Raw genomic sequence first — 26059 nt, forward strand, 5'->3', positions numbered from 1 at the left:
GTTGCGTTCCATTTAAGGGATGCAACCTACTTTTTTGGTGGGCAACAACGCTTGTTACCGTCGCTAGGTTAGCACTACGCTTTCGCACAGAAAACATGTGTTGCTGTCGGTGGTTGTAGTAAGAGGGGATAACTCTATATATCTGAAAAAACGATAAGTATATTCGAGAAAATGTATGTAATAAAACCTTACATAGATATTGTGTTTTTTATCCTTTTGATGTATTTTAAAAGCAGTTGTAAAATAATTATGTGAATTAAAATAACATTGGAGTGGTGGAGAATGAAACATTATACAAAAGAAGATATTAAACGTCGTGTTAAGGAAGAAAATGTGAAATTTATTCGCCTACAATTTACTGATATATTAGGAACGATCAAAAACGTTGAAGTACCAGTTAGTCAATTAGAAAAAGCGTTGGACAATAAAATTATGTTTGATGGCTCATCGATTGAAGGATTTGTACGTATTGAAGAATCAGATATGTACTTGTGTCCTGACCGTGATACATTCGTCATTTTTCCGTGGACGGCAGAGAAAGGCAAAGTGGCACGTGTCATTTGTGATATTGTTAGACCAGATGGTACACCGTTTGAAGGGGACCCACGTTCCAATCTGAAGAAGGTTTTAAAGGAGATGGAAGAGTTAGGCTTTAGTTCATTTAATTTAGGACCAGAACCGGAATTTTTCTTATTTAAGCTAGATGAAAAAGGGCATCCAACGCTTGAGTTAAATGATAGTGGCGGTTACTTCGATTTAGCCCCAACTGACTTAGGGGAGAACTGTCGACGTGATATCGTATTAGAGCTAGAAGAAATGGGCTTTGAAATTGAGGCATCTCATCATGAGGTTGCACCTGGTCAACATGAAATCGACTTTAAATATGCCAATGCTGTCGAAGCATGTGATAATATTCAAACGTTTAAGCTTGTTGTAAAAACGATAGCTGCACAGCATGGACTGCACGCAACTTTTATGCCAAAGCCACTATTTGGTGTTAATGGTTCTGGGATGCACTTCAACTTATCCTTATTTGAAGGGGATAAAAATGCGTTTTATGATGAAGATGCAGAATTGCAATTAAGCGAAACAGCACGTAGCTTTATGGCAGGAATACTAAACCATGTACATGGTTTTACAGCTGTCACAAACCCTCTTGTTAATTCCTATAAACGACTAGTACCTGGCTATGAGGCTCCTTGCTATGTGGCATGGTCTGCGCAAAATCGTTCACCACTTATTCGAATTCCGGCTGCACGAGGATTATCAACACGTATCGAGCTTCGTTCTGTCGATCCAGCAGCAAATCCTTATTTAGCAATGGCTGTTATTTTAGCAGCAGGGCTCGATGGAATTCGCAAAAATCTCACACCCCCTGATGCTGTAGATCAAAATATTTATAAAATGTCACGAGCTGAACGTGAATTAAATGGTATCGATAGTCTTCCATCTTCTTTGGAATACGCACTCCTTGAACTAGAAATGGATCATATCGTACGCGAAGCACTTGGAGACCATATCTTTGAAAAATTCACTGCTGCAAAAGAAATAGAATGGAATAAATACCGCACACGTGTCCATAACTGGGAGCGGGAAGAATATTTAAGAATGTATTAGACGGGAGGGTTGGGGCTTTGGGGCTCCAACGCTTCTTTTTTGATTTAAAAAAGGATAATTGAATTGAACCTATTAGATTTTTAAATAATTAATCGGGTTGGTGATTATTATTTGGATGAAAAGGGTGTTTATTAATCGCGATTTTTCTTTATTAGGGTCAACTCATCTCCTATAATAAATTTAATTGGTTGTATTACCTTTAATTGGTATTTAGAACAAATGCATTTGAAACCTCTATTGCGGTGACCTTTCTGCCCAAATTATTGTTCGGTTCACATTTCGCAAACTAAGCGTCTCGTTCTTCTTTTGATTTTCGTCCACGTATTTTAGGTGGTGCCGTCTCTTTTTTTCTTCAGTATCCCTCAGTTGAATTCCGTTTGTAGATGGCAAAGCAATTCGTTTCGTAACAGGTAAAGGTATTAGGGATTGTTCTCTATTTTTATAATTGGATATTTATGTTAATATCAATTTAGTAATTTGTACTTAAGCTAACCGCGAAGTTTAATTTCTCTTTTCCTATAATCTTATATGAAAAGGAGGAAAAATGATTGAGTAAAAAAAATCAAAAACTGATGCAATGAAGGTCCCAAACCCCATTACCTCTTAAAGAAATATCTATACTACTCGGGTCATGTTTCTAATAATAACATTATCAGTAACTAAAAAAGCAATCCCAATTTTTCCGTGATGAGACAACCGTTTTCAGTCAGTTAAGTTCATTTTGGAAAATTAATTTGTATTTTTCATTGGGGAATTCTTGGTCAGAGATATAAATATCATTTTCAGTTGAAAATTAACATACCCTTGTTATTTTTTCTACGCCTATATCGAAATTAAATTATTGTGACAAATACTTCCTTTTAATCTATGATTAAAAGAAAAGGGGGAAAATGTATGCCACAAGCAACTCAAGTAGTAACGATCCAAAATAATGATATTGTGCAATTTGAACATGATATTAATAACGCTTTATTAGATTTAAACGATTATTTAATAGTTGATATAAAATATAATACGTTATATATAGGGGAGCATAATGTTATACATTCAGCTTTAATTATTTATAAATAATTATTGATTCAAAGAGGGGGATATAACATGTCAAAAATATATTGGGTATCCATTGCTAAAAGAACAGATGCATTTGAAGTAAAACAGAATGTCGTTGAAAAAATATTTGCGAAGAAATCGGAGCTAAAGGATTTTCTAGAAAGAGAAGGCTATTATAAGGCAGCGAGAAATCAATATATTAAAATCGAGGACGAATTGATATACGAAGCGGCCGTTGAAAAGGTAAAAATGAAATAATATTTTAAAAGTTTACCGCGGGTGACAGGGAACTACCCACGGAATAAAGGTATATATCCGCCATTGAGAAAATGCCAAATAGTCTAAGGTTTATTGTCTATGGGTATCTTCCTACTATTATCAAAACTTTATCATGACAATTTCATTTTTGAAATAAAGATAAAAGAAATTGCCTATCTTCAGGGAAGGATAATGTTAAATCGAGTAATTCAGCTTTTGATTTCCACCCAATTTCATAAATTAATTCATCGGGATCATGTATCATCATTTGTCCACCAGTAATAGTCGTCTCAAAATAATGAACTTCCACTGCATCATTATTTTTATGTAACACTTCTCCGACGATGTCTACTACATATCCTGTTTCTTCATACACTTCACGAATACAACATCTCTCAAAATTTTCATTAGCTTCTTTTCCTCCTGATGGTACTGCCCACGTCTTTGCTTCTTCTTTCTTACCTTGCAAAACCATTAATAATTGATTGTCTTCGTTTAAACAAATTCCTGCAGCTCCTTGCCATTTAACCAATATCAAAGCCTCCAATCTAATTTTTTTATTCTAATTTTAACCTATATTACCTAAAAAAAATTATGACTTTTGTTGATTCTATGCATAAAAGTTGATTGGAGTGGAGACTGGTCGACTCCTTGGGGATTAGCGATAGAGGAACGAAGGCTAAGAGCATCACATCCTGTGATAACGCCTTCGTGACCAACATTGTGTTGGCCCGAGACTCTGGAGCGAGCAACGCGAGTGAAGCGGCTTATCGGACACCCCCAGGAAAGCGACCAGTCGGAACGGATGGTTAAAATAAAGCTTTCATTTTAACCAGTCCAAAGTTAGCATAAAAAGACAGGTATAACTAATTTTGATGTTTTATGCTATAAGCAAGGAGTGAGGGCACATGAGTTGGATTGAGTCGATTCAAAAAGCAATTAATTACATCGAGGAGCATTTATTAGATGACATCACAATGGAACAAATCGCGCGAGAGGTAAATTCTTCAATCTTTCATTTTCAACGGACTTTCTCGATTTTAACGGATATGTCTATTGCAGATTATATTAGACGGAGAAGGTTAACATTAGCGGCACAGGAGTTAATAAATACAGAGCAGAAAGTAATCGATCTCGCCTACAAATACGGCTACGACTCTCCTGAAGCTTTCACAAAGGCATTTCGTAAGCAGCATCACGTAACGCCTAGTGAAGCAAGAAAGAAGCAAGGACAACTACAATCATACAACCGCCTGGTTATCCAGGTGAGTCTGAAGGGAGCAGAACCAATGAAGTACAAAATCGTAGAAAAAGAAAAGTTTCAAGTGGTCGGAGTAAAAAGAACGTATAATTGTCAAAATGGTGAGAATACGAGAGAAATCCCTAAGTTTTGGGATGAGATTAACAGCAAGGGGATGGATCATCAATTATTTTCATTAAATAATGGAGAAATTAAAGGGGTGCTTGGCGTCTGTGCACCAAATGTCAGCGAACAAAAAAATGGTTTTATTGATTATTGGATTGCAACGGATCATATTGGGGATGTTCCAGAAGAACTGAAAGCAATGGAAGTTCCAGCATCAAAATGGGTTGTGTTTGAAGTACATGGCCCTATGCCGGATGCAATGCAAAATACTTGGAAACAAATTTACTCTGAATGGTTCCCATCCAATCCGTACGAGCCTACGGGGACAGGTGAGCTGGAAGTGTACTCGGACGAAGATCCATTTAGTCCTGACCTTTATTCTGAAATTTGGATTCCTATTAAGTAATAGAAATGAAGTAGCCAAGAATGTTCGTAGATAACATTCTTGGCTTATAATTTTTCACACTAATTATTTACTGAAAGAGTAAACGTTTATGTCATAAAAAGATTCTTTTGATTCTTCATATTCTTGAAATGTTCCTTCAAACATAAAATTCAATTTCTCTACTACTTTTATAGAATTACTATTACCAGGCTCTATTTTTGCTACAATTTTAGTGATGCTTAAAGTGGAGAACGCGTAATCAATCAAAGCGGAAATACATTCGGGCGCATAGCCATTTCCCCAATGTGCTTTAGCAAGATCATAGCCTATTTCTGCAGTAGCTCCTTCTAGGCCAAATGAATTGAATCCACAAGAGCCGATAATCTCATTGGATTCCTTCTCAATAATTGAAAAACGAATAGCTCTATGGTCCTCAGCCAACTGATCAAAAAGCTCAATCATATCCTTCGCTTGTTCTTCATGGGTGAAATTGATGATATTCATATACTTGGTCACATCGGGATCTGACCAAATATTAAATAGACTAAGTGCATCAGCCTTCTTCATTTTTCTTAAATATAATCTTTTGGTGTTAATTTGTTCAATCAATACTTTTACCTCCAATTTTTTCATTAAGTTTGGATGAAAAATATTGCTATCTGCGCATAATTCAGTCCCTTCAAATTTCGTGTATCTATTATACAATAATTGTAGTAATTGTTAAAACGTTATACCGTATGAAGAGATACAAAAGGACAGGGGGAAAGATAATGATTAAAGTAACGGTCGAGAATTATCCGATTATTAAAGAAACAATAGAAAGGGCGCCAACATTTGTCTACAGTATTCTAGATCAAATAATAGAAGGTGCTGTCTATGCCGACAATGAAAGCATTCATTCACTACTGTTTCAAACTAAATCAGGAATATACTATGTTTATGGGGATCCATCCAGTGAGAAAGTTATAAGTAAACTCGCAGCTTTACTACAAGAATCGATTGAGGAAAGTAAACGTTTCACATTATTTAGTTATTCTGATGAATGGAGCGCAAAAATCGAGCAACGACTAAATGATTATGTAAATAAATTAGAAAGATACAATTTTAGCTTTGATACAATTGCTTATAACAATAGAGAGAAACAAGATTCGCTTGACTATGAATGTATTAAAATCAAGCAACCTCAAATTGATCATTGTTTAGAATTTGACAATCAATATTTTAAGGAATACTGGGATTCTACCGATAATTTTCTAGAAAGAGGCATTGGCTTTTGTCTTCAGCATGAAAATAAGATCATTAGCGAAGCAGTTGCTATCTTTAAATCTCATCAATTTGCAGAGATTGATATAATAACTGATGCCAATTATAGAGGAAAAGGGTTAGCGAGTTTCATTGCAGAAAAATTTATTGATGAATGCCTTTTAAATGATTTACAACCTTGTTGGGATTGTGATATTGATAACCATGGGTCGTATCATTTAGGCATTAAGTTAGGCTTTACTAATCCAGTAAAATATACAGTTTTTTATAAAAGCACAATAGATAAGCTCACGATATAAAAAAACATCGTGAGCTTTCTTTATGGCTTAAAAGAACATGTTACGCATTTCGAAGATATTATAAAACAATCTAGCATCTCTAGCCATTTTATTATTAGCATTCATTTGAGGTCGTAAGCAATTTTGGAACATTTCATCGCAATATCTTGTTCTACCATATTGAGCATAACATTCGTCGTGTAATTTACAGCATGAATCTACAGCATTGGTAGGTCTACCTGGGCCTGAACACCCTGGTCCACAGTAATTATAACCAGGGTAGCAAAAACCAAATTTACGGTGTCTAAACATCATCGAGTCTCCTTTTTTAATAATTGTTACTATAAAATATGGAGTTTTTGCTTTTAGAAGGGGATTAAAGACTATTGTAAATAAAAAAAGGGAATAACTGATGAGACAAATCTATAAATGTAAGGTTCTTGTAAGCTTTTAAAAAAACTACTGTAAGGATGGAAAGCTATGATAGCCATATACAGTAAAGTTTGAAAGATAAGGAGTTTTAAAAAATGAATCCATCCGTACCTCAAAAAGAAAGAATTGTATCCTTAGACATTATTCGTGGGCTAGCGTTATTTGGCATTTTGTTTATAAATGTAGCGGCCTACCAGGTAATAGTTGAGGGAGGACCGATGCCTGACTATAGTGGAGTTAATGGCATTATTGATACGCTTATAAATATTTTTATTGAGAAGAAATTCTTTTCGATCTTTTCATTCCTCTTTGGTGTAGGTTTTTATATTTTTGCTTCACGTGCAGAAGCGCGTGGGGATAAGCCAAGATGGCGTTTTGCAAGACGTTTATTAGCTTTATTATTAATTGGCATTGTCCATATGTTTGTTTTCTGGGGATCAATTCTAGCAATTTATGCAGTAATAGGTTTTTTACTTATTCCTTTTTATCATGCAAAGATTTCAACAATTAGTAAATGGCTATTTGCAATCATTACTGTTCATATCCTGTGCATTCTTGGACAAATATTGTTGCCAAATCAAGAAACCCTTTCAACTATTTTTGGTTTATTAGGAAATGATGCTATTACTATTTTTATCATGTTTTTAACTGGTTTTTTAGTGGCAAAAGCCGATTGGATTAGTCATGTAAGTGACTACTCAAAACAAATAAAGTGGATTCAATTCGTTACCTTCCCATTCTTTGTAGGAATCTCGCTTTGGATTTGGTTTGCCTCAAAAGGAGACGATCAAAATCTACAATTAATTATTGGCGTAGGTGTAATTCCGACAACATATTTTTATTTAGCTTGTCTATTTGTTTTATTAGAGAATAAGAAAATTGCAAAGCTACTCAAGCCAATTGGACGAGTTGGGCAAATGGCATTTACAAACTATTTAGCTCAAAGCTTTATTGGCCTAGCTATTATGTCTTCAATGGGGCTTGAAGTTGTTTCGCCTTCTGATGTAGTAATCATTGCACCCATCACTTTTGTCATTCAAATTATCTTTAGTGTCATCTGGTTCAAATTCTTTAAAATGGGACCATTTGAAAAGCTATGGCGCTTTATGACATACGGAAGAAAAGCAGTACCGAATAAATAATTTGTGTAAAACTCCCTGAAGGTGAATGATTTCATCCATCAGGGAGTTTTTAGTGCCATAATAATATGTATGAATTTGTAAAAAATGAAACTTAAAGAAGTAAACATCCGTAAAGTAGGTATCGAGATAAAGGAGAAATTTAATATGGCAAAACAAATGAAAAAATATATAGCAGTCACAACTGCGTCATTTATGGCTATGCAATTAGCCGCGTGTGGGAATACAGAAAGTCAAACTGTTGAGGAATCCTCTGCTCCTTCAGCGGATACAAATAATGTAATGGAAGAAAACAATACGGCAACAGCTAGTGATGATTTACAAAGTGTTTATGATAGCGACATGGCAAATGCATGTGATGAATGGAAAGAAAGTGATGATGGTTCCTTCGAATGTTTAGATGAAAATTCGCCTCATTATGCACATCATTTCTTTAACGGACTTATGTATGCAACTACCGGAGCATTGATCGGAAGTGCTATTTATAAAAGCCGCAATCTAAAAAATGGTACAGATCGAGAGGATAAAGGTGGTGGTTCAGGTTCAGCAATGCCACGTTCGACTCATAGTAATACTAGCGAAAGTAAAAATACAAATACAAATGGAATCACGACGAACGGCTCTCAAAATTCGTCTGGCACAACATCTAACAGTTCAAATAACTCAACAACAAATAGCTCTAATTCAAATACAAGCGGTTCCAACTCTTATTCGAGTGGCAAGCGTTCATTCTCAAATAGTTCAGATTCATCTTCGAATAGTACTTATTCAAATCATTCATCATCCAGCACTGGGAAATCAGGTTTCGGTTCAGGTGGTGCCTCTCGAGGTGGCTCTTCATCTTCTTAAAAGGAGAAAACATTATGGACAATTATTTTCAACAACGCCAAGTATTTTATGCTCAATTTCCTGATTTTTTTCCTGACTTTGAGAACCTAGAGTACGCCTTATATGATGTAATGGATTTACCTGAGGAGAAGATTGAAGAAATTAACTATGCATCTACTATACTCTGGAAAATATTTTTGAAGGTGGGTAAACAATTTAAGCATTTATCGGATGAACAACTTTTAGCACTGGGCATTCGTTCTGAAATGCTGCCCTATATCCAATTAGATTATTTACAGCAACAATCGGTACTGGCACGCTTTGATTTTATTTGTACAGAGGACGGACAAATAAAATGTCTTGAATTAAATGGTGAAACGCCATTTCTTGTCCAAGAAACTTTTGAGATAAATGAAGCGCTTTGTCAGCATTTCGGATTTGATAGTCCAAATGATATTTCCGCATTACAGAAAACTTTGTCTAGTGCACTCTTTTCAGCTATGCATTATGTAAATGATTTGAAAAAACCTAAAATCGTCATCACAGGGAAAACGGCAGCGGAAGATTATGAGGAATACTGCCAGGTACAGTTTTTAAAGAAATGTATACCTTTTGATGTAGAATATATACCTATAGAAGAGCTAATCATTTTCTCTAGTAATACGGCTAATATAGCTCGAGGACTTTATACGCCTAAAATGGAGAAAATTGATATTTTGTATCGCCCTGCACACCCTGTAGAGTTTTTAATAGATGATGTGTCTTCCGACGGTGAGCGTATTGGTCTACATTTATTGGAACTTGTAAAAGATAGTCGGCTTGCTATTATCAACGCCCCCGCTGCATATGTACTGCAATCGAAAATCTTATTATGGCTGATTTGGGAAAGAAAAAATGATCCGCTTCTTTTTAACGCAGAAGAGCGAGCGGCCATTCAGAAATATATGCTACCAACCTATCTTTCGGGAGAGCCATTTGTTCAGGAAAATTTGCCGTTTGTAAAGAAACCTGTATATTCACGGGAAGGGAATACTGTAGAAATTTATGCAGGAGATGGTACGAAAACGAATGCCTCTGCAAACACCCATTATGATGATAATTTGTTTATTTATCAGCAATATGTAGAAATGCCTTCTATAACGATAAGGCTTAAAGAAGGATTACAAACAAAGAAATGGTTAATCGGCTCATTTATCGCTGATAATCGTGTATGCGGCTTATCTTGTAGAGTAGGCAATCAAATTACAGAATGGGATTCTCACTGGTTAGCCGTTGGGTATAGGGAAGAAAGCTAAATCAAAATCGGCGAAGCTCTATAGAAAGTTTCGCCGATAATTATATTTTTACTCATTCCAGCCTTTGCAAACATCAACCCATTCTTGATATGGAGTAAAAGTTTCTAATTCAGAAATAGTAAGTTCAATGGCGGAGTTACTGCTACCACATGCAGGGAATACTGTTGTGAAGCGTTTAAGGGATTCATCTAAATAAATAGCAACACCCTCATTCACGCCAAAAGGACACACACCACCTACATCATGTCCGATCTTTTCAAGTACTTCATCTTTCCCAAGCATCTTTGCCTTTGCACCAAAAACCGCTTTATATTTTGCATTGTCGACTTTGGCATCGCCTGCAGCAACAATTAATATCGCTCCATCGTTTACGAGAAACGATAAGGATTTCGCAATGCGTTCTGGCTCGCACCCGAGTGCCTGTGCTGCCAGTTCAACAGTCGCCGAGCTTTCGTTTAGCTCCTGTATTTTGTGTTCCGCATTCCATTGTGTTAAATGCTTACGTACTTTTTCAATAGCCATATGTAATACCTCCTTACAATAATACGTTTTATTTTAACACAATCTTCTGAATACGTTATTGTTTATCTTCTGAGAATAACCTAGTATAAATATACTGGCGTAAAATTCCACTTTTGGAGGTCGAACCGAATGATTATGAAAGTGTTTCAGTCACTGTTTATCCTCATAGGATTACTATTTTTCACAGGGGTAGTTGGGCTGTCTTTAATGTTAAGTGGAGGGCTACATTTTAAGGGATTATTATTAACCGTTCCAATATGTTTATTCATCCTATTTGTTTGTTTAATTTTTGATTGGTTGACAACGAGGAAGCGGAAAATAGGGTTAGCTGGGATAATGGGAATTGCGCTTTTAATTGCTTCGATTGAGCCTTTTCAACATTACTACAAAATGAGTATTCCAACTGTTGATGCAGAAATTGATGTATCGGCCTATCAGCCATTTACCGAGCAAAATAAAGTAATAAAGCCAGATACAAAGGTTTCATTACAATTAGTGGAGTCACTACCACAATTAGATGGGGCGACGGCGCTATATCCACTGTATGCCGCTTTTGTAGAAGCGACATATCCAAAGGGTTACTACCCATATGATAGAAGTAGAGTGATGGTGAGTCGTACACCCGAAGCTTATCAAAATTTGATTTCAGGAGATGTTGACCTGATTTTTGTAGCAGCGCCATCTGAATCACAAAAGAGGCAAGCTGAGATGGAAGGTCTTACATTTAATATGACACCTATTGGACGAGAGGCATTTGTCTTTTTCGTCAATCATAAGAACAATGTAGATGGTTTATCCCTGGAGCAGTTTAAACAAATATACGCTGGAAAAATTACAAATTGGCGTGAAGTTGGTGGGAAAAATGATACAATTCGTGCCTTTCAACGCCCAGCAGATAGCGGAAGCCAAACAGCACTTGAAAGAATGATGGGAGATACACCAATTATGGAAGCACCTGCTGAAAATGTTGCAACAGGTATGGGTGGTATCATCCACGATGTATCACAATATCGTAATTATAAAAATGCCATTGGCTATACGTTTAGATTTTATTCAACAGAAATGGTGAAAAACAAAGAAATTAAATTATTGTCCATTGATGGAATTGCGCCTACAAAGGAAAATATTCGTAATGGTACATACCCACTCGTATCTGAATTTTATGCTGTTACAGCTGGAACAGATAATCCTAATGTAAAGAAGTTTATCGACTGGATTGTATCAGATGAGGGGCAAGCACTAGTTGAAAAAGTTGGTTATGTACGAGTAGAAAGTGACTGAATAATTTGCTATACTAATAGCATAATCAAATATGAAAGTTTTCTAGGGTTCCGTAGCAAATGCTAGTCTGGTCCGAGAGAAAACCACAAAATTGATTTTGTGACACGGAAGGATAAAAGCCTGGGAGATACTGTTTACAACAGTGTTTCTTAGGCTTTTTTTATTTGGCTACTGTGGGAAAGGAGTTTAGTTCAGAGGTAGACAGCATGAAGTGATTGGGTATCCTGAAAAAGTGATCAGTTAGGTCAGAAAATCGTTCAACATCCGTGATTTTAACAATAAAATGGAGGAATTCGCAATGAACAAACAATGGTTAAGTGTCGTAATTGCTGCTTTTTTTGAGGTTGGCTGGGTTATAGGTTTGAAGCATGCAGGAAGTGTATTTGAATGGTTTGGTACTGCTATTGCAATTTTTATTAGCTTTTATTTACTAATTAAGGCTGGAGAAAGCTTGCCGGTCGGCACTGTTTATGCAGTATTCGTAGGCTTGGGGACAGCGGGCACTGTGTGTGCAGATAGCTTACTGTTCGGGGAGCCATGGAAATTAGCCAAAATTTTATGTATCGTCGTTTTACTTGCAGGGGTCGTCGGTTTAAAGCTTGTGACCGGGGAGCCTAAAGAGAAAGAGGTGAATGAATAATGGCATGGATTGTATTAGTAGTTGCGGGGCTATGTGAGATGCTAGGTGTTTATATGATTAGTAAGTATAATGATGCTAAAAGTATTAAAAATTTAGTGATTTTAATTTTAGTTTTTACCTTGAGCTTTGCTGGTCTTGCATATGCGATGGAAACATTGCCAATGGGCACGGCATATGCCATTTGGACAGGAATAGGAGCGGCAGGCGGTGCAATACTCGGTATGTTGTTCTTCAATGAGTCCAAGGATTGGAGACGTATTGTTTGCATTACACTTGTTTTAGGGGCAGCGATATCTTTGAAATTATTATCTTAGTTAATGGATTAAATAGTCACCCTGCATCGGTTTAATCGTTGTGGGGTGGCTTTTTTATCCTTACATAAGAACGAAAATTCGCTAATGCTTTAAAAAGAAATAATAAGCATTAAATATTATGTATTATTTTTTGAAATAAGGATAATGTGATAGGTATTAATATAGGTGTTAATAATTCGTATTCTGTTCATTACGGGGAAAGATTTTTATAGAGTATCTTTAATGTTCTTCAAATAAGATGAGATAAACCTTTAAAAAAAGACAGACAACCTTTCGTTAGTTGTCCGTCCGTTTTTTAAAATTATTTTTTGACATCCTTTGTCCATTCAGCAACTTTGTCTGGATTAGCTTCAACCCAATCTTTAGCAGCTTGTTTTGGGTCTTTACCATCCATAACTTCAAGCATAACGCTCTCTAAGTCTTCTGGAGTCCAATGGAAGTTATCTAGCACAGAATATACATCTGGTTTATCTTCTTTTAACCCTTTACGTACGAATGTGTTAATTGTTTCTTCTCCACCAAAAATTCCTTTTGGATCTTCTAAATATTTAAGGTCATATTTAGCGAATTTCCAGTGAGGAGACCAGCCAGTCACGATGATGTCTTCTTTATTTTTAATTGCTTTAGCAAGAGAAGTTGTCATTGCACCAGATGAAGATGTTATTAGATTCCAATCTGCTAAGTTATCATATTCATCTAAAGCTTTTTCTGTAGCAGCTGTAATTCCAGCACCAGGCTCGATACCCGTAATTGTGTGATCTGCTTGATTTTTTAAATCTTCAATTGAATTAACGTCCATATAGCTTGGCACTACTAGACCTATTTTTGCACCAGCAAGGTTTTCGCCTAGCTCATCAAGATCATTTTTATATTTTTTGTACTGTTGGCCATGAGTATTTGGTAACCAAGCAGCAACCATACCATCTGCGTCACCTTTTGAAACAGCCTCCCACATAATTGCATTATCGAGTGGTGTTAATGTTACATTGTAACCTAAATCCTCTAACACCTGCCCAACTACATTAGTGGAAGCAATTTCTGTATCCCATTCAACGTAGGCTAGATTGACGTCCTTTGAGTTACCATCGCTCTTACTTGAATCATCACCACTACATGCAGCTAGCAAAAAGCCAAGCCCTAAAGCCATTCCTAATTTAGTTAAAGTTTTCAGTTTCATTGAATCTCCCTTTCATATATTAATAGCGTAAATCTTAGCTATGAAAATGAAAAACTAAGACTTTACAAATAAATCCCCTGTTTTCTATACAGTTTTCTTCTTATTAAAGCTTTGCGTTAAGCGGTCTATAATAATGGCAAAAATAACAAGACCTAGACCTGCAACGAAGCCATTTCCGACCTGTGTACGTTGTAGTGCAGTTAATACTTCGCGTCCTAGACCAGGTGCACCAATCATTGAAGCAGTTACAACCATTGAAAGTGATAGCATAACAGTTTGGTTAATCCCTGCCATTATAGTTGATTTGGCAAGAGGTATTTCAACTTTAAATAGTTTTTGTCTTGAGGTACTACCATATGAATCCGCAGCTTCTACCAATTCTTTTGGTACTTGGCGAATTCCTAGGTTCGTCATACGCACAGTAGGTGGTAAGGCAAAAATAACGGATGCAAATACGCCAGGTACTATCCCGATACCAAAGAAGGCAACGGCAGGAATCAAGTACACGAAGCCAGGCATTGTTTGCATGAAATCGAGTATCGGCTTAATCACATTTTCAGCTACTATTGACTTGGACATTAGAATGCCAAGTGGAATACCTACAATGATGGAGATGATACTTGAAAAGAGCACGAGCGTAGTTGTTTCCATAAGATGTGTCCATAAGCCTTGATTATAGATAAATAACAAACCAATTAATGAAAACGTTGCGAGCCCGAATTTTTTGCCGGTAACGAAAAAGGCTAAAATGACAACAAGTAAAATAAGAATAATCGGGGGAATGCTTACTAATAAATCAGTGACCTGATTCATGAGTAGTTTTCCATTTTTTTGAATCAAGTTAAAAAACAGTGAAAAATTACTCGTCAACCAGTCCATAACTGATTCTACCCACGTTCCCACGGGTATAGCTGGGATATTGTCTAAAAAATTATTCATCTGCTACTACCTCCTCATCGCTAGTTGAAAGTGCTTCGATGACAACGCCCCGGATGAGAACACCAAGTAAGCGCTCATTTTCTACAACTGCAATAGGAGTAGGAGAATTATGAATCATGCCTAAAATATCCTGTAAAAGCATATCTGGTGGAACAGTCAATATTTCAGATTGAACAATTGAATGTACCGTTTGTTCTTGTCTTTTAGCTGCAGCCCGTGCGTCGTCAGCAGTAATAAAGCCTTTCAAATGTCGATTTTTGTCAACGGCCATTAGTAAACTAACCGTTTCTTCGCGCATTCGTTTAAGTGCCACAGTCGGTCCATCTACATCTACATTGACATATACAGGTCGAACCATGGCATTTTCAGCTGTTAATACTTTAGAGCGATCGACGTCTTCTACGAAGGTTTTAACATAATCATTTGCGGGATTTGTTAAAATTTCTTCTCCAGTACCAATTTGAATGATTGAGCCATCTTTCATAATAGCGATACGATCACCAATACGTAGTGCTTCATTCAAATCGTGCGTGATAAATAAAATTGTTTTTTTCACTGTGCTTTGTAAATCGAGTAACTCATCTTGCATTTCTTTACGAATTAATGGATCGAGTGCAGAAAAGGCCTCATCCATTAGTAATATTTCAGGGTCGTTTGCTAGTGCACGTGCTAATCCAACACGCTGTTGCATACCACCTGATAATTGATTCGGATATTGGTCCTTATAAGCAAGTAAGCCTGCATTTTCGAGAGCCTGCTCTGCTTTGGCTTGTCGTTCTTCTTTAGAGACGCCTCTAATTTCAAGGCCATATTCAGTGTTTTGAAGAAGTGTACGATGGGGGAATAAACCGAAGTTTTGAAAGACCATACTCATTTTATTTCTTCTTACATTTCGTAAACTCTCTTTGCCCATTTTAGAAATATTTTCTCCGTCGATATAAATATTTCCGTTTGTAGGCTCGATAAGTCGATTTAAAAGTCGGATAAGCGTTGATTTCCCGCTTCCTGATAGTCCCATAATAACGAAGATTTCACCTTCATTTACTGTAAAACTTGCATCGTATACACCAACAGTTGCCCCTGTTTCTTTTAAGATATCAGTCTTGCTTTTTTGTTGCTTGACGAGTTCTAATGCTTGGGGAATATGTTTCCCGAAAACTTTAGAAACATGCTCCACTTTTATTTTTTCCAATAGAACCATTCCTTTCGTAGATCAATTTCGCCTTGGCGTAAATGGCTTGCTTCACTTACGCACAGATAATTTGCCACGGTACGTGACATTTTAGGCTTAGTTCTTCTAGTACAGTAGGCGTTTGGACACTCACTGAATGAAGATAAATGCTATTTGAGGATAATGATACCCAAATATAAACAAGTAACAACTTAACCCTAACAAAGAGTTGTTACTTTTGTCAAATCGACAAAATAGAAAAAATCCGCTTAAACGCTGTTATATCAGCGCTTAAGCGGATTTTAATTTGGGTATAAAAAGCTCTGAACTCGAGCGAAACTTTCATCATTACCTATAAAGTAAACGATATCTCCTTCTTCCAATGACACATATGGACCAGGTGATAATAATAATTCATTATTACGACGAATTCCGACAATCGTGCTAGATGTATTTTGCCAAAAATTCAATTCCTGAACTGTTTGGTGGATACAAGGGCTTTCAGCTGTCATCTCTAATTGATATGGGATAAATGGATTGACGGATCGGAAATGTTCAGTTCGACTAATAAGTTGTTTAGTCTTATCCTGTAGATTTATTAATTCTTGGTGTTGCTTCTGAATGCTAGTCATAAGCTCATGCTGTAGTTCATGGACAGATTGAACATCCTGAAACTGTCGGACAAAAGATGCAGCCTTTTCATAGGAGATGATAATAACTCCACTCCCTTTAGTTGCCTCCACAATTTCCAAGTCTTGCAAAACGGCAATCGCTCTTCTAGCAGTTTCCGAAGAGACATTGTATTGGCTAGCTAGAGACGATCTTGCGTAAATTTTATCGCCAATTCTATATTTTCTTTCTACGATTTTTGAGGCTAGGTCGACAGCTATTTGTTGGTATTTTGGCTGCTTCACCTGAACATTTTTTTCAAATTGCATTCTTAACTTCCTTTCGTCATTACAGTTACCACAGCTTATTATAGACTAGCCTGCACAGAAAAAATAGCACCTCCATAAGCTATTAGTATATGATTACAACGTAATGTAGCAGTTTTTGTTTCTACTTAATTTTTTTTAATAGAATAGGAGCTGTAGTTTGACAGTTGTTAGTTATTATTGTAAACTAAGTTACGTAATGTAAGTGTTGTGAAAATACAAGTGCTCAGTTAGTGAATGAACTAGCTGTTTAACAATAGAAGGTTGGAGAAAATATGACAATTACTACTAAAGTTTTGGACATAGTGAAAGACAAAATGACGATCGTGAAACAATCTGAATCTGAAAGTATTTGCCTAGTTGGTCCAGTTAAATTACCGGTAAAACAGGGTGAATTTTCTGCGACATTTCAGTGGTATAACTGGTTAAAAGTAGGAGCGAACCAATCGAAAGAAGAAATCATTGATGGATTAGCATCTGCAAATTTAGCTTTTTTACAGCAGTCATCAGTGCTTGTTTATGGAGATTTTGCACATGCAGAGAATGCTTTAATTCGTATGCATAGCATTTGTCATACAGGTGATATTTTTGGAAGCCAGCGCTGTGATTGTGGCTATCAATTACAGGAATCGATGAAAATGATTGTGGAGCATGGCTGTGGTGCTATTTTCTATTTAGCAGATCATGAAGGTCGTGGTATCGGGCTATTCTCGAAATCACTCGCTTATTTATTACAAGAAGAGGGGTTAGATACGGTTGAAGCAAACCATGCTCTTGGCTTCCCGGACGATACTCGTTCTTATGAAGATGCCATTACCGTGTTAGCTGCACTGCGCTCAAAGCCAGTTACACTGATTACCAATAATCCGAAGAAGCTTGCCGCTTTACAGGCGCATGGTTTGGCAGCAGAAGGACATGTCCCATTATGGGGAGGATTAACGGAGACAAATCGTTTTTATTTAGACACGAAAGTAGAGAAATCTGGACATTTGCGCGAAGAGAAGTGAATGGAGGAACGACGATGACAACAGATGAAAAATACATGCAGCTAGCACTTGATTTAGCTGCTAGTGCAAAAGGAAATACGAATCCCAATCCATTAGTAGGCGCTGTAATCGTCAAGGATGGTGTAATTGTTGGAACAGGTTTACACAGAAAAGCAGGTGAGCCACATGCAGAGGTGCATGCATTCCGTATGGCTGGAGAACATGCTAAAGGTGCTACACTTTATGTAACTCTTGAGCCATGTTCGCATTATGGAAAAACACCTCCTTGTGCAAATTTAGTGAAGGAATCTGCAGTTAGTCGTGTTGTTGTAGCGATGCAAGATCCAAATCCGGCTGTTGCTGGACGTGGTATTCAACTGTTACGAGATGTGGGCATTGAGGTAGAGGTCGGTGTTTTAGAAGCACAAGCTCGCCGTATAAATGAACGTTTTATTCATAATATGCTAACAAAACGACCATTTATTATTTCGAAGTATGCGATGACTTTAGACGGGAAAATAGCAGCTCATACTGGACATTCCAAGTGGGTAACTGGTGAGGCGGCGCGTGAGGATGTTCATCGTATTCGTCATGAAGTGGATGGCATTTTAGTTGGGGTTGGAACTGTTTTAGCAGACAATCCATCCTTAACGACAAGATTAAATGAAAATTACGGAAAAAATCCAGTACGCATTATTATGGATAGCTTACTTCGTACACCGGCGCACGCCAATGTCCTAAATGTAGAAGAAGCGAAAACAATTATTGTATGTAGTGAAAATGTCAATCCAGAAAAAATAACAGCATTTGAGGAAAAAGGCGTGACTGTATTGCCAGTTCGACATGAATCTGAGGGGCTTGTTGTTGATGATATGCTTGAAAAACTATATCAATATGGCATTACGGATATTTTAGTAGAGGGTGGAAGTACGATAAACGCTTCATTTTTACAGCAAGGTGCTATTAACAAATATGTAATTTACATAGCGCCAAAGGTTCTCGGTGGAAGTTTATCTTTAACACCGATTGCTGGTCACAATCCAACTTCTATGGATGAAGCGTGGGATATAGAATTTGCTTCGTTTGAGCAGGTTGGGCAAGATTTACGTATCATTGCTTATCCTAAGATAGGTGAGGAAAAGTGAATTATCAAGCAGATGTTTGTATTGTAGGGGCTGGGCCAGGTGGAGCACTTCTTTCGCACTTACTAGCGAAGAAAGGTCTCTCTGTAATCCTACTGGAAAAAAACGCAGCATTGGGGCAGGCATTTCGCGGCGAGCATTTAAATGAAGAGGGTGAGGCAGTTTTAAAAAGTCATCAACTTTTTGAAGCGGTCGAGGCACTCGGTTTATTACGTATGAGAAAGCTTGAATACTACACAGAAGGTAGAGCATTTAAAACTATTTTTCCTGATGAAGCTGTAGGACATTTAGGAATTCATGTGCCGCAAGCAAATCTATTAAAGGGAATTTTACAAGAAACACAGCATTTTCCGCACTTTTCATGTTTCCTAAATACGAAGGTGACGAAGCTCATAGTTGATTCTTTTGGCAGATATATAGGTGTCATTGCAACAAAAAATGGGGAAACATTAGAAATAAATAGTCAGTTAATTATCGGTGCTGACGGTCGTTACTCTACGATTCGTAAGCAAGCACACATTGAAAGTCAAAAGCATAAGCATGGTTTTGATTTATTATGGGCAAAAATTCCTGCACCTCACGGATGGGAGCCGTCAATTAAAATGGCTTTAATCGGTGATAAACAGCTATCATTGTTTACGCAAGTAGGTGGGTTTATTCAAATCGGCTGGAATATTGAACAAGGAAGTTTTCCTCAGCTTAGAAAAAATGCATTTACACCATTTATCCAACAGCTTTCAGAGCAATTTCCGGAACTATCTGATACTGTTAACGAACATATTCGATCTTGGCAAGATTTTGTATTGCTTGACGTATTCAGTAGTCATTGTGACTGCTGGGGGACAAAGGGACTTGTGCTATTAGGGGATGCTGTTCACACGATGACACCAACTGGGGCATTTGGTCTCAATAGTGCACTCAAGGATGCAGATTGTCTTGCACCACTATTAAATAAAGATACGCTTGTTCATTTTAACGTACAAGAGTTTCAACAAATGCGCGAGCAAGCTATTGAGGAAGTATTAGCGACGCAAATTGAAAAAGAGCAAACATTTGCGACTAACTTCATTAACAAGGCTTCGTGAAGGGAAGAAAGACAAGATGAAATTTGGATTTGATATAGATGACACACTCATCGATTTACGAGCACATGCCTTTGAGCTCTATAATAAAAAACTTAGTAAAAATGTTGCACTAGAAACATTTCAAGCTTTGCAAAGAGTTGAAATTCACGAACCTTTTGGATTAACAGATGCTGAAGGATCAGCAATGTGGAATAGTTCGTTAGAGGAAATTTATTTTACGGATTGTCCTTCTTTTGAGGGAGCACTCGAGACGCTTCAAGCTTTGGCACAGCAAGGACATGACATTTATTATATTACTTCACGTCCAAAACAGTATTGTGAGCAAACAAGAGCTTGGGTGGAAGCCCAAGGTTTTCCAATCACGGAAGGTCATTTTTTCTGCGGAATGCAGGATACAGAAAAAGTGGCGATCATCAAAGAGTTATCTTTAGATGTTTATGTGGATGATAAACCAGCTGTATTAGAAACACTGCAAGATGTGAAGACAAAAGTAATTTTAAAAAATCAATCCTATAATCAGCATGTTGAACTGCCACGCTTAAATCAATGGCATGATTTCTTAGGATTAGTAAATAATTAGCTCTTCACCATAATGTGGGGTTGATTTCCGTTCCTCTTCGTCCATAATTTTGGTGATGAGTCAAATAATTAAAGCAATATGCCCGAATAGAGGGCACTAAAAAGTGGATCTGTTCGGGTTTATTCTTTGTTTCTATCAATACAATTGCTTTTCTATTTCTAATGCAACGCTTTGAATCATTTTAATTAATAAATTTTCATCGTAGTCACTGTAGCGTACTTCTGGTATAACGAGTGACACGGATGCAATGATTTGGTTGGAAGCGTTTAAAATCGGTGCAGATAAAGAACATGCTCCACGTACACGCTCACTATTGCTTCTCGCAAAGCGCTGACTACGAATCTGTTCTAAATCCCCCCACAGCTGCTCTTTTGAAAGTATTGTCTGATCAGTGATAGATTCAAGACTAATATTCTCTACATATTCTTCAACATCTGTCATAAATGCGAGTAATATTTTAGATGATGCACCTGCATAAAGGGGAGAGGTGTCACCTACAAACATTTTCGTTGAAAGCGGATATGTTGAATCATAGTTTAAAATACATCGTCTTTCCAATCCGTCAATAATATTCATGGAAACACTTTCGCCTATTTCTTCGTTTAGCTTTTTTAAAATAGGGTCTGCGACAATAATAAGACTGGATTCTTCTTTTACTAAATTTCCTAAATACAGAAGTGAATGACCTAATTGATAGCGTTTAGTACGCTCGTCTTTATGAAGAAAGCCTTCGTACACAAAGGTAGAAACGAAGCGTTGTAAACTAGAAATGCTTATCCCTGTTTTTTTACTTAACTCAGTTAGGGAAAGGCTAGGCTCATCTTTTGAAAAAGCTTTTAGCACTTTAATAGCTTTGTGCAGCGATGGCATTGTATAGTTTTTTTCGAAAATCTCTTGATTCATCTCGTCACCTACGTAATAAAATTTTTTTCTACATATGCCGGAGGATTTACCTTTATTAATACATTTTACCTCTATTATAGCGCAATTTTATTTTTGTAGAGAGGACTTTTGGAATTCGTTCGTATGTTCTCCAAGTATCGGTGGTGCTAATTTATATTGAATAGATAAATTAGAGAACTTTATCGGGCTTTTAATGAATTTGATCGTACCATATTGTTTGTGCTCTATTTCACCAATCATGTCGCGTGCAATAAATTGAGGATGTTCTAGTGCTTCAGCAATGGTGTTCACACGTCCACCTGGAATTTTGTATTGTTGTAATAAGGTAATCCATTCATCCCGTGTTTTTGTCATCGTAATGTCAGTAATCATCTGAACTAGCTCCGCTTCATGTTGTTTGCGCATTGTATTTGTTAAAAAACGCGAATCATTAGCCCATTCTTCACGTTGTAACATCGTGCAAAACTTTTTAAATTGTCCATCTGTACCGACGCAAATCATTAAGGGACCATCCTCACAGTGAAATACTTGATAGGGCGCAACATTATTATGACGATTCCCTAGACGTTCTGAGATAAAGCCTGTATTTAAATAAGCGCTTGCTACATTTGCTAAACTACTCATCTGAACGTCTAATAATGCTAAGTCGATAAATTGCCCTGTATTTGTTTGGTCACGCATTCGTAAAGCGGCTAAAATACTAATGACTACATAATTAGAGGTTAAAATATCTGCAATAGGAACACCGACTTTTGTCGCTTCTCCTTCAGCTGAGCCAGTAACATGCATTAAACCACTCATCGCTTGAATAACAGGATCGAAGCCCGGTTCATGTGCAAGAGGACCTGTTTGACCGAATCCTGTAACCGCGCAATATATGATTCTAGGATTCACTTTTCTTAATTCCTCATAGCTTAGCCCCATTCGTTCCATGTCACCCGTCTTAAAATTTTCAAGTATGACATCAGCATCTTTGACAAGTTCTTTAAATTTTTCTCTGTCTTCTATTGTCTTTAAATCTAATGTAATCGATTTTTTATTGCGATTGGCACATAAATAATACGTACTTTGACCATTTACAAATGGACCCCAATCACGCATACTATCAGAGCCATTTGGATGTTCTATGCGAATTACTTCTGCTCCTAAATCGGCCAACACCATGGAGCCAGCAGGGGCAGCATAGACGCGAGATAAATCCAACACTCGAATATTTTCAAGAAGTTGCATTGTTCGTCCTCCTAAACATTTCATTTATAAACGGGCTTACGTTTTTCTACTACTGCGTTTACACCCTCTTTAAAATCATCTAGCTCTGTGACAATTGCCATTTGTGAAGAAATGTAATCAAGGGCAGTACGTAAATCCATCCGTTGACTTTGATAAACAGCACGCTTAATGAATTGCAATGTCGTAGTTGGACGACTTGCTAATTCCTTTGCATAATTCAATGTGTATTCGTCAAGTTCTTGGTCCTCGACAACAAATGTCACAACACCTTTGTCTTTTGCTTCATCAGCAGTTAATACACGAGCTGTCCAGAACATGTCTAATGCTTGGTCGATGCCGATTAATTTTGGTAAATAATAAGCACCGCCGTCGCCCGGCACGATCGCAACGTTAATATAGCTTTCTGAGATCTTTGTAGATTTTGCAGCTATCCGAATATCACACATTAAGGCCATATCAAGTCCTGCGCCCATTGCAAATCCATGTACCTGTGCAATAACGGGCTTATCAATTTCTTCAAGGAGAAGGGGGATACGCTGAATCTTTTTCCAAAGAGAATTTTTGCGTGCTAAACCTGTTGAAGAGATATCGTTCTCACTTTGGAAAAATCCTTCACCGGCTTGCATCGCTTTAATATCCCCACCAGCGCAAAATGATTTACCATTCCCTTTTACGATAACGACACGAATATCCTCTGAATCACGGACATTTTCAAGGGCTTCTATCCATTTAGAGATCATCTCTTCACTAAAAGCATTGTACGCTTCAGGTCTATTTAATGTAATTGTGGCAACATGGTCTTGCACTTCAAAAAGTAAATCAGTCATTGATAACACTCCTTATCTTAGTAGTTTTCAATTAATTTAAACTTTGTAACATTGCCGCCCTTATCCTTCTACTTTAAGAAGCGGTGAGCTTGCACTGAACGAAGTTAAATAACCCCATAGGCTATCTCCGCTATTTTCCAATAGTTGTGTTGCGACAATTTGAGTCCAATAAGAGGTGCTGGCTCCTTCATCGCGCCATGACCAAAGTCTGCGTGTAAATTGATGTAAACTATGTTCGTGTGTTGTACCAATTGCAGCGTGTACTTGATGCGCAATTGTTGTCACTGCTTGAATAATTTCTTCAAAACGAATACAAGCGTAAGCAACCTCACTATTTTGACTGTTCATCTGTAGGGCTTCTGTAACATTATTAAATGCTGCAAGAGCAATAGCCGTTTCACCTGCTAAATTTACAATATGCTGTTGAACGAGCTGGAAGCGATGAATCGGTCGACCGAATTGCTCACGTTCTTTCGTATATTGAATAGTTAAGTCATTTATTTTATCGATCGCACCGGTCATCAGTGCTAATTGGAACGCAGAATTAAGTGTTATTATAGTGTGTACCTTATCAGGAGGTAACACAGCAGATACTTGTGAAGCCGTAGCATCTTGGAATATTACGGTATCACGCGGCTCGCTTGCTAAATTCGACCCTAGCTTAATTTCAGCTTGGCTTAAATCTATTTCTACAAGATGTGCACCCTCCGTACTATTGGCAAGTGTCACTAGGTGTTTTGTATGACGTGCCCAAGGGACTTGAATCACGTCGCCCGTTAATTTGCCATTCTCTAACGTAAAGGCTTGGTTAGGGCATAGCATATACGTAGCTAAATCCTCAATGACTTGTAACTGCGTAAACTGCAGTAAATAATTTGCAAATGTTGTTTCTATAAATGGAATCGGTGCAGCGTATTTTCCAGTTAAACGAACAATATTTAATAAATCCTCTATGTCGCCACCAGCACCGCCATTTTCTTCTGAAACAGCTACAGCAGTCATTCCATTTTCTTTAAACAGTTCCCATAGTTCTGGTGCCCAATTACCTTGTTCCACTGTATCGACTAAATCTTTATCAACTTTTTCTTTTAACATACGCTCTACAACATCAACGATCATGTCTCTCATTTCACTCATTGTGCTATAACCCCTTTCGCTACAACGCCATACAGTACTTCTGAAGTTCCTCCGCGAATAGTAAAACCTGGTGCATGTAAAATGGATTCAGCCATAAAGCGATCGATTTTACGATGCGCGTCAAGTGTTGGATATGTCTGTACGATTAAGCGTGTGATTTCAGGAATACTTTGCTCAAATTTCGTACCAAGAGCCTTCACAAGTGCTGCAGGAATAGATACATCATCACCATTACCGGATTCTAGAAGTTGAGCTACACCAATTGATAAATTACGTAAACCCCAAAGACGAGCTACTATTTTAGACGCTTGCTGTAACCCTTCTAAATTGTTTTGGCGCTTTAGCTCTTGAATAAGCTCATCGATTAATGGGAAGGTACTCAATATCCGCTCTGGGCCACTACGCTCAAAAGCCAGCTCTGCTAACCCTTGAATCCAGCCATTACCGACCTCTCCAACAACCATATTGTCAGGTACAAAAACATTATCAAAGAACACTTCATTGTAATGATGTTCGCCAGTTAAAAATTTGATGGGAACAACAGTTACACCTTCCACATGTAAATCGACAATCAACTGACTGAGTCCAGCATGTTTATTTTTTCCATCGAAAGGGCTAGTACGTACTAAGGTAACCATATAATGGCAGAGGTGTGCGTTACTCGTCCATATTTTCTGACCGTTGACAATCCATCCACCATCTACTTTTTCTGCACGCGTGCTGACCGAAGCGAGGTCAGAACCACTATTCGGTTCACTCAAACCTATGCCGAAGTAACATTCACCTTTTACAATCTTCGGTAAGAAATAATCACGTTGCTCTTCTGTTCCATAACGCAAAAGAAGGGGTCCTGTTTGGCGATCAGCAAACCAATGTGCAGCAACCGGGGCACCAACGGCTAAAAATTCCTCTGTTAAAATGTATCGATCGATACTACTTCTCTCTTGGCCGCCATATTTTTTAGGCCAAGTTAAACCAATCCAACCTTTTTGACCGATTAATTTAGAGAATTCAGGATCATCTCCACTGAGCCAAGAATCACATTTAGGCGTGAAGGTTCCTTTTGCTAATTCATCCTGTAAAAACGTTCGAACATCTAAGCGAAATTGCTCTTGCTCTTGTGTAAACTGCACAGTTGGTAAATGAAACAATTTGATTCACTCCTTAAATTTTACCGTAATGTGGTAACTGTTATTGTATATGTGTATTTTATGATTACTAACTTGTGTAGTCAATAACTTTTTGGAATTATTTGAAAATTTTGTAGGTGGGGTAAAGA

The 26059-nt window shown here is 37.4% G+C and carries 28 protein-coding genes and 1 riboswitch; of the genes, 15 read left to right on the forward strand and 13 right to left on the reverse strand.

The features are described 5' to 3' along the window. The first annotated feature begins 282 nt into the window (after window positions 1-282). The 3 genes from glnA (at window position 283) to AC3WSO_RS07240 (ending at window position 2925) form a co-directional block, all read left to right on the forward strand. Entirely contained in the window at window positions 283-1617 is a 1335-nt protein-coding gene (gene glnA, locus AC3WSO_RS07230; protein ID WP_492529925.1) for a type I glutamate--ammonia ligase, read from the forward strand. Window positions 1618-2511: 894 nt separating this feature from the next. After that, window positions 2512-2688 carry a hypothetical protein gene (locus AC3WSO_RS07235; protein WP_492529926.1) on the forward strand — a complete coding sequence of 59 codons (177 nt, stop codon included), beginning with the start codon at window positions 2512-2514 and terminating at the stop codon, window positions 2686-2688. 27 nt (window positions 2689-2715) lie between these two features. Next, the gene (locus tag AC3WSO_RS07240; protein ID WP_492529928.1) at window positions 2716-2925 is read left to right on the forward strand and encodes a hypothetical protein; all 210 of its coding nucleotides are present in this window, start codon (window positions 2716-2718) and stop codon (window positions 2923-2925) included. Window positions 2926-3067: 142 nt separating this feature from the next. Here AC3WSO_RS07240 and AC3WSO_RS07245 read toward each other — a convergent pair whose 3' ends face one another. Next, the gene (locus AC3WSO_RS07245) at window positions 3068-3463 is read right to left on the reverse strand and encodes an NUDIX hydrolase (RefSeq protein WP_492529930.1); all 396 of its coding nucleotides are present in this window, start codon (window positions 3461-3463) and stop codon (window positions 3068-3070) included. 370 nt (window positions 3464-3833) lie between these two features. On the opposite strand from AC3WSO_RS07245, the gene AC3WSO_RS07250 reads away from it, so the two are divergent. Beyond that, window positions 3834-4697 carry an AraC family transcriptional regulator gene (locus tag AC3WSO_RS07250; RefSeq protein ID WP_492529932.1) on the forward strand — a complete coding sequence of 288 codons (864 nt, stop codon included), beginning with the start codon at window positions 3834-3836 and terminating at the stop codon, window positions 4695-4697. A 63-nt stretch (window positions 4698-4760) separates the two neighbouring features. On the opposite strand, the gene AC3WSO_RS07255 is transcribed toward AC3WSO_RS07250, so the two are convergent. Further along, entirely contained in the window at window positions 4761-5285 is a 525-nt protein-coding gene (locus tag AC3WSO_RS07255) for a GNAT family N-acetyltransferase (protein WP_492529934.1), read from the reverse strand. Between the two features lie 161 nt (window positions 5286-5446). Between AC3WSO_RS07255 and AC3WSO_RS07260 the strand changes: the two genes are divergently transcribed. Further along, complete coding sequence (locus AC3WSO_RS07260) at window positions 5447-6238, forward strand: GNAT family N-acetyltransferase (RefSeq protein WP_492529936.1); 792 nt, start codon at window positions 5447-5449, stop codon at window positions 6236-6238. Window positions 6239-6265: 27 nt separating this feature from the next. Here AC3WSO_RS07260 and AC3WSO_RS07265 read toward each other — a convergent pair whose 3' ends face one another. Beyond that, a complete protein-coding gene (locus AC3WSO_RS07265; protein ID WP_492529938.1) occupies window positions 6266-6532 on the reverse strand; it encodes a Parvovirus coat protein VP1-like protein in 267 nt (88 codons plus the stop codon). Window positions 6533-6744: 212 nt separating this feature from the next. Here AC3WSO_RS07265 and AC3WSO_RS07270 point away from each other — a divergent pair, with 212 nt between their 5' ends. The 3 genes from AC3WSO_RS07270 to AC3WSO_RS07280 all read left to right on the forward strand — a co-directional run bounded on the left by AC3WSO_RS07270 (window position 6745) and on the right by AC3WSO_RS07280 (window position 9911). Further along, entirely contained in the window at window positions 6745-7791 is a 1047-nt protein-coding gene (locus AC3WSO_RS07270; RefSeq protein ID WP_492529940.1) for a DUF418 domain-containing protein, read from the forward strand. 144 nt (window positions 7792-7935) lie between these two features. Next, window positions 7936-8637 (forward strand): hypothetical protein, encoded by a 702-nt coding sequence (locus AC3WSO_RS07275; protein ID WP_492529942.1) that lies wholly within the window; start codon window positions 7936-7938, stop codon window positions 8635-8637. Between the two features lie 14 nt (window positions 8638-8651). Then, the gene (locus tag AC3WSO_RS07280; protein WP_492529944.1) at window positions 8652-9911 is read left to right on the forward strand and encodes a glutathionylspermidine synthase family protein; all 1260 of its coding nucleotides are present in this window, start codon (window positions 8652-8654) and stop codon (window positions 9909-9911) included. A 48-nt stretch (window positions 9912-9959) separates the two neighbouring features. Here the strand turns inward: AC3WSO_RS07280 and AC3WSO_RS07285 are convergent, their stop codons facing one another. Next, window positions 9960-10433, reverse strand: coding sequence for a YbaK/EbsC family protein (locus tag AC3WSO_RS07285; RefSeq protein ID WP_492529946.1), 474 nt, complete (start codon window positions 10431-10433; stop codon window positions 9960-9962). A gap of 129 nt (window positions 10434-10562) precedes the next feature. On the opposite strand from AC3WSO_RS07285, the gene AC3WSO_RS07290 reads away from it, so the two are divergent. From AC3WSO_RS07290 to AC3WSO_RS07300, 3 genes are all read left to right on the forward strand, one after another. Next, window positions 10563-11714, forward strand: coding sequence for a PstS family phosphate ABC transporter substrate-binding protein (locus tag AC3WSO_RS07290; RefSeq protein ID WP_492529948.1), 1152 nt, complete (start codon window positions 10563-10565; stop codon window positions 11712-11714). Window positions 11715-11745: 31 nt separating this feature from the next. Continuing rightward, window positions 11746-11843, forward strand: a riboswitch (guanidine-I (ykkC/yxkD leader). A 169-nt stretch (window positions 11844-12012) separates the two neighbouring features. Further along, the gene (locus AC3WSO_RS07295) at window positions 12013-12354 is read left to right on the forward strand and encodes a DMT family transporter (RefSeq protein ID WP_492529950.1); all 342 of its coding nucleotides are present in this window, start codon (window positions 12013-12015) and stop codon (window positions 12352-12354) included. Next, window positions 12354-12668 carry a DMT family transporter gene (locus AC3WSO_RS07300; RefSeq protein ID WP_492529952.1) on the forward strand — a complete coding sequence of 105 codons (315 nt, stop codon included), beginning with the start codon at window positions 12354-12356 and terminating at the stop codon, window positions 12666-12668. The genes AC3WSO_RS07295 and AC3WSO_RS07300 overlap by 1 nt, the downstream gene beginning before the upstream one ends. A gap of 301 nt (window positions 12669-12969) precedes the next feature. Here AC3WSO_RS07300 and AC3WSO_RS07305 read toward each other — a convergent pair whose 3' ends face one another. From AC3WSO_RS07305 to AC3WSO_RS07320, 4 genes are all read right to left on the reverse strand, one after another. Next, complete coding sequence (locus AC3WSO_RS07305; RefSeq protein WP_492529954.1) at window positions 12970-13845, reverse strand: glycine betaine ABC transporter substrate-binding protein; 876 nt, start codon at window positions 13843-13845, stop codon at window positions 12970-12972. An 84-nt stretch (window positions 13846-13929) separates the two neighbouring features. Continuing rightward, complete coding sequence (locus AC3WSO_RS07310; RefSeq protein ID WP_492529956.1) at window positions 13930-14784, reverse strand: ABC transporter permease; 855 nt, start codon at window positions 14782-14784, stop codon at window positions 13930-13932. After that, the gene (locus AC3WSO_RS07315; protein WP_492529958.1) at window positions 14777-15976 is read right to left on the reverse strand and encodes a quaternary amine ABC transporter ATP-binding protein; all 1200 of its coding nucleotides are present in this window, start codon (window positions 15974-15976) and stop codon (window positions 14777-14779) included. Before AC3WSO_RS07315 ends, AC3WSO_RS07310 begins: the two co-directional genes overlap by 8 nt. Before the next feature lie 281 nt (window positions 15977-16257). Next, window positions 16258-16893, reverse strand: a complete 636-nt coding sequence (locus AC3WSO_RS07320; RefSeq protein ID WP_492529960.1) for a GntR family transcriptional regulator — start codon at window positions 16891-16893, stop codon at window positions 16258-16260. A gap of 272 nt (window positions 16894-17165) precedes the next feature. On the opposite strand from AC3WSO_RS07320, the gene AC3WSO_RS07325 reads away from it, so the two are divergent. The 4 genes from AC3WSO_RS07325 to AC3WSO_RS07340 are packed head-to-tail and all read left to right on the forward strand — an operon-like array spanning window position 17166 to window position 20683. Then, entirely contained in the window at window positions 17166-17897 is a 732-nt protein-coding gene (locus tag AC3WSO_RS07325; protein ID WP_492529962.1) for a GTP cyclohydrolase II, read from the forward strand. Window positions 17898-17911: 14 nt separating this feature from the next. Then, window positions 17912-19021 (forward strand): bifunctional diaminohydroxyphosphoribosylaminopyrimidine deaminase/5-amino-6-(5-phosphoribosylamino)uracil reductase RibD, encoded by a 1110-nt coding sequence (gene ribD / locus AC3WSO_RS07330; protein WP_492529964.1) that lies wholly within the window; start codon window positions 17912-17914, stop codon window positions 19019-19021. Next, a complete protein-coding gene (locus AC3WSO_RS07335) occupies window positions 19018-20103 on the forward strand; it encodes an FAD-dependent monooxygenase (protein WP_492529966.1) in 1086 nt (361 codons plus the stop codon). Before ribD ends, AC3WSO_RS07335 begins: the two co-directional genes overlap by 4 nt. Before the next feature lie 16 nt (window positions 20104-20119). Further along, window positions 20120-20683 carry a 5' nucleotidase, NT5C type gene (locus AC3WSO_RS07340; RefSeq protein ID WP_492529968.1) on the forward strand — a complete coding sequence of 188 codons (564 nt, stop codon included), beginning with the start codon at window positions 20120-20122 and terminating at the stop codon, window positions 20681-20683. Between the two features lie 135 nt (window positions 20684-20818). On the opposite strand, the gene AC3WSO_RS07345 is transcribed toward AC3WSO_RS07340, so the two are convergent. From AC3WSO_RS07345 to AC3WSO_RS07365, 5 genes are all read right to left on the reverse strand, one after another. Continuing rightward, on the reverse strand, window positions 20819-21586 hold the full coding sequence (locus tag AC3WSO_RS07345) for an IclR family transcriptional regulator (RefSeq protein WP_492529970.1): 768 nt from the start codon (window positions 21584-21586) through the stop codon (window positions 20819-20821). Between the two features lie 87 nt (window positions 21587-21673). After that, window positions 21674-22816: a CaiB/BaiF CoA transferase family protein gene (locus tag AC3WSO_RS07350; RefSeq protein ID WP_492529972.1), complete on the reverse strand. Its 1143-nt coding sequence runs from the start codon at window positions 22814-22816 to the stop codon at window positions 21674-21676. A 20-nt stretch (window positions 22817-22836) separates the two neighbouring features. Then, a complete protein-coding gene (locus AC3WSO_RS07355; RefSeq protein WP_492529974.1) occupies window positions 22837-23643 on the reverse strand; it encodes an enoyl-CoA hydratase/isomerase family protein in 807 nt (268 codons plus the stop codon). A 60-nt stretch (window positions 23644-23703) separates the two neighbouring features. Beyond that, a complete protein-coding gene (locus AC3WSO_RS07360; RefSeq protein ID WP_492529976.1) occupies window positions 23704-24780 on the reverse strand; it encodes an acyl-CoA dehydrogenase family protein in 1077 nt (358 codons plus the stop codon). Continuing rightward, window positions 24777-25937: an acyl-CoA dehydrogenase family protein gene (locus tag AC3WSO_RS07365; protein WP_492534273.1), complete on the reverse strand. Its 1161-nt coding sequence runs from the start codon at window positions 25935-25937 to the stop codon at window positions 24777-24779. The genes AC3WSO_RS07360 and AC3WSO_RS07365 overlap by 4 nt, the downstream gene beginning before the upstream one ends. Window positions 25938-26059: the final 122 nt, after the last annotated feature.

This window comes from Lysinibacillus sp. EB106-09-02-XG168 (assembly GCF_058791475.1).

Excerpts from the sequence above, each read along its gene's own strand:
- AC3WSO_RS07310 (WP_492529956.1), bottom strand. The coding sequence starts at position 14,784 with ATGAATAATTTTTTAGACAATATCCCAGCTATACCCGTGGGAACGTGG.
- AC3WSO_RS07290 (WP_492529948.1), top strand. The coding sequence starts at position 10,563 with ATGATTATGAAAGTGTTTCAGTCACTGTTTATCCTCATAGGATTACTA.
- AC3WSO_RS07345 (WP_492529970.1), bottom strand. The coding sequence starts at position 21,586 with ATGAATCAAGAGATTTTCGAAAAAAACTATACAATGCCATCGCTGCAC.
- ribD (WP_492529964.1), top strand. The coding sequence starts at position 17,912 with ATGACAACAGATGAAAAATACATGCAGCTAGCACTTGATTTAGCTGCT.
- AC3WSO_RS07320 (WP_492529960.1), bottom strand. The coding sequence starts at position 16,893 with ATGCAATTTGAAAAAAATGTTCAGGTGAAGCAGCCAAAATACCAACAA.
- AC3WSO_RS07240 (WP_492529928.1), top strand. The coding sequence starts at position 2,716 with ATGTCAAAAATATATTGGGTATCCATTGCTAAAAGAACAGATGCATTT.
- AC3WSO_RS07250 (WP_492529932.1), top strand. The coding sequence starts at position 3,834 with ATGAGTTGGATTGAGTCGATTCAAAAAGCAATTAATTACATCGAGGAG.
- AC3WSO_RS07325 (WP_492529962.1), top strand. The coding sequence starts at position 17,166 with ATGACAATTACTACTAAAGTTTTGGACATAGTGAAAGACAAAATGACG.
- AC3WSO_RS07285 (WP_492529946.1), bottom strand. The coding sequence starts at position 10,433 with ATGGCTATTGAAAAAGTACGTAAGCATTTAACACAATGGAATGCGGAA.
- AC3WSO_RS07300 (WP_492529952.1), top strand. The coding sequence starts at position 12,354 with ATGGCATGGATTGTATTAGTAGTTGCGGGGCTATGTGAGATGCTAGGT.
- AC3WSO_RS07340 (WP_492529968.1), top strand. The coding sequence starts at position 20,120 with ATGAAATTTGGATTTGATATAGATGACACACTCATCGATTTACGAGCA.
- AC3WSO_RS07295 (WP_492529950.1), top strand. The coding sequence starts at position 12,013 with ATGAACAAACAATGGTTAAGTGTCGTAATTGCTGCTTTTTTTGAGGTT.
- AC3WSO_RS07350 (WP_492529972.1), bottom strand. The coding sequence starts at position 22,816 with ATGCAACTTCTTGAAAATATTCGAGTGTTGGATTTATCTCGCGTCTAT.
- AC3WSO_RS07275 (WP_492529942.1), top strand. The coding sequence starts at position 7,936 with ATGGCAAAACAAATGAAAAAATATATAGCAGTCACAACTGCGTCATTT.
- AC3WSO_RS07260 (WP_492529936.1), top strand. The coding sequence starts at position 5,447 with ATGATTAAAGTAACGGTCGAGAATTATCCGATTATTAAAGAAACAATA.
- glnA (WP_492529925.1), top strand. The coding sequence starts at position 283 with ATGAAACATTATACAAAAGAAGATATTAAACGTCGTGTTAAGGAAGAA.
- AC3WSO_RS07355 (WP_492529974.1), bottom strand. The coding sequence starts at position 23,643 with ATGACTGATTTACTTTTTGAAGTGCAAGACCATGTTGCCACAATTACA.
- AC3WSO_RS07265 (WP_492529938.1), bottom strand. The coding sequence starts at position 6,532 with ATGATGTTTAGACACCGTAAATTTGGTTTTTGCTACCCTGGTTATAAT.
- AC3WSO_RS07270 (WP_492529940.1), top strand. The coding sequence starts at position 6,745 with ATGAATCCATCCGTACCTCAAAAAGAAAGAATTGTATCCTTAGACATT.
- AC3WSO_RS07235 (WP_492529926.1), top strand. The coding sequence starts at position 2,512 with ATGCCACAAGCAACTCAAGTAGTAACGATCCAAAATAATGATATTGTG.
- AC3WSO_RS07360 (WP_492529976.1), bottom strand. The coding sequence starts at position 24,780 with ATGAGTGAAATGAGAGACATGATCGTTGATGTTGTAGAGCGTATGTTA.
- AC3WSO_RS07280 (WP_492529944.1), top strand. The coding sequence starts at position 8,652 with ATGGACAATTATTTTCAACAACGCCAAGTATTTTATGCTCAATTTCCT.
- AC3WSO_RS07305 (WP_492529954.1), bottom strand. The coding sequence starts at position 13,845 with ATGAAACTGAAAACTTTAACTAAATTAGGAATGGCTTTAGGGCTTGGC.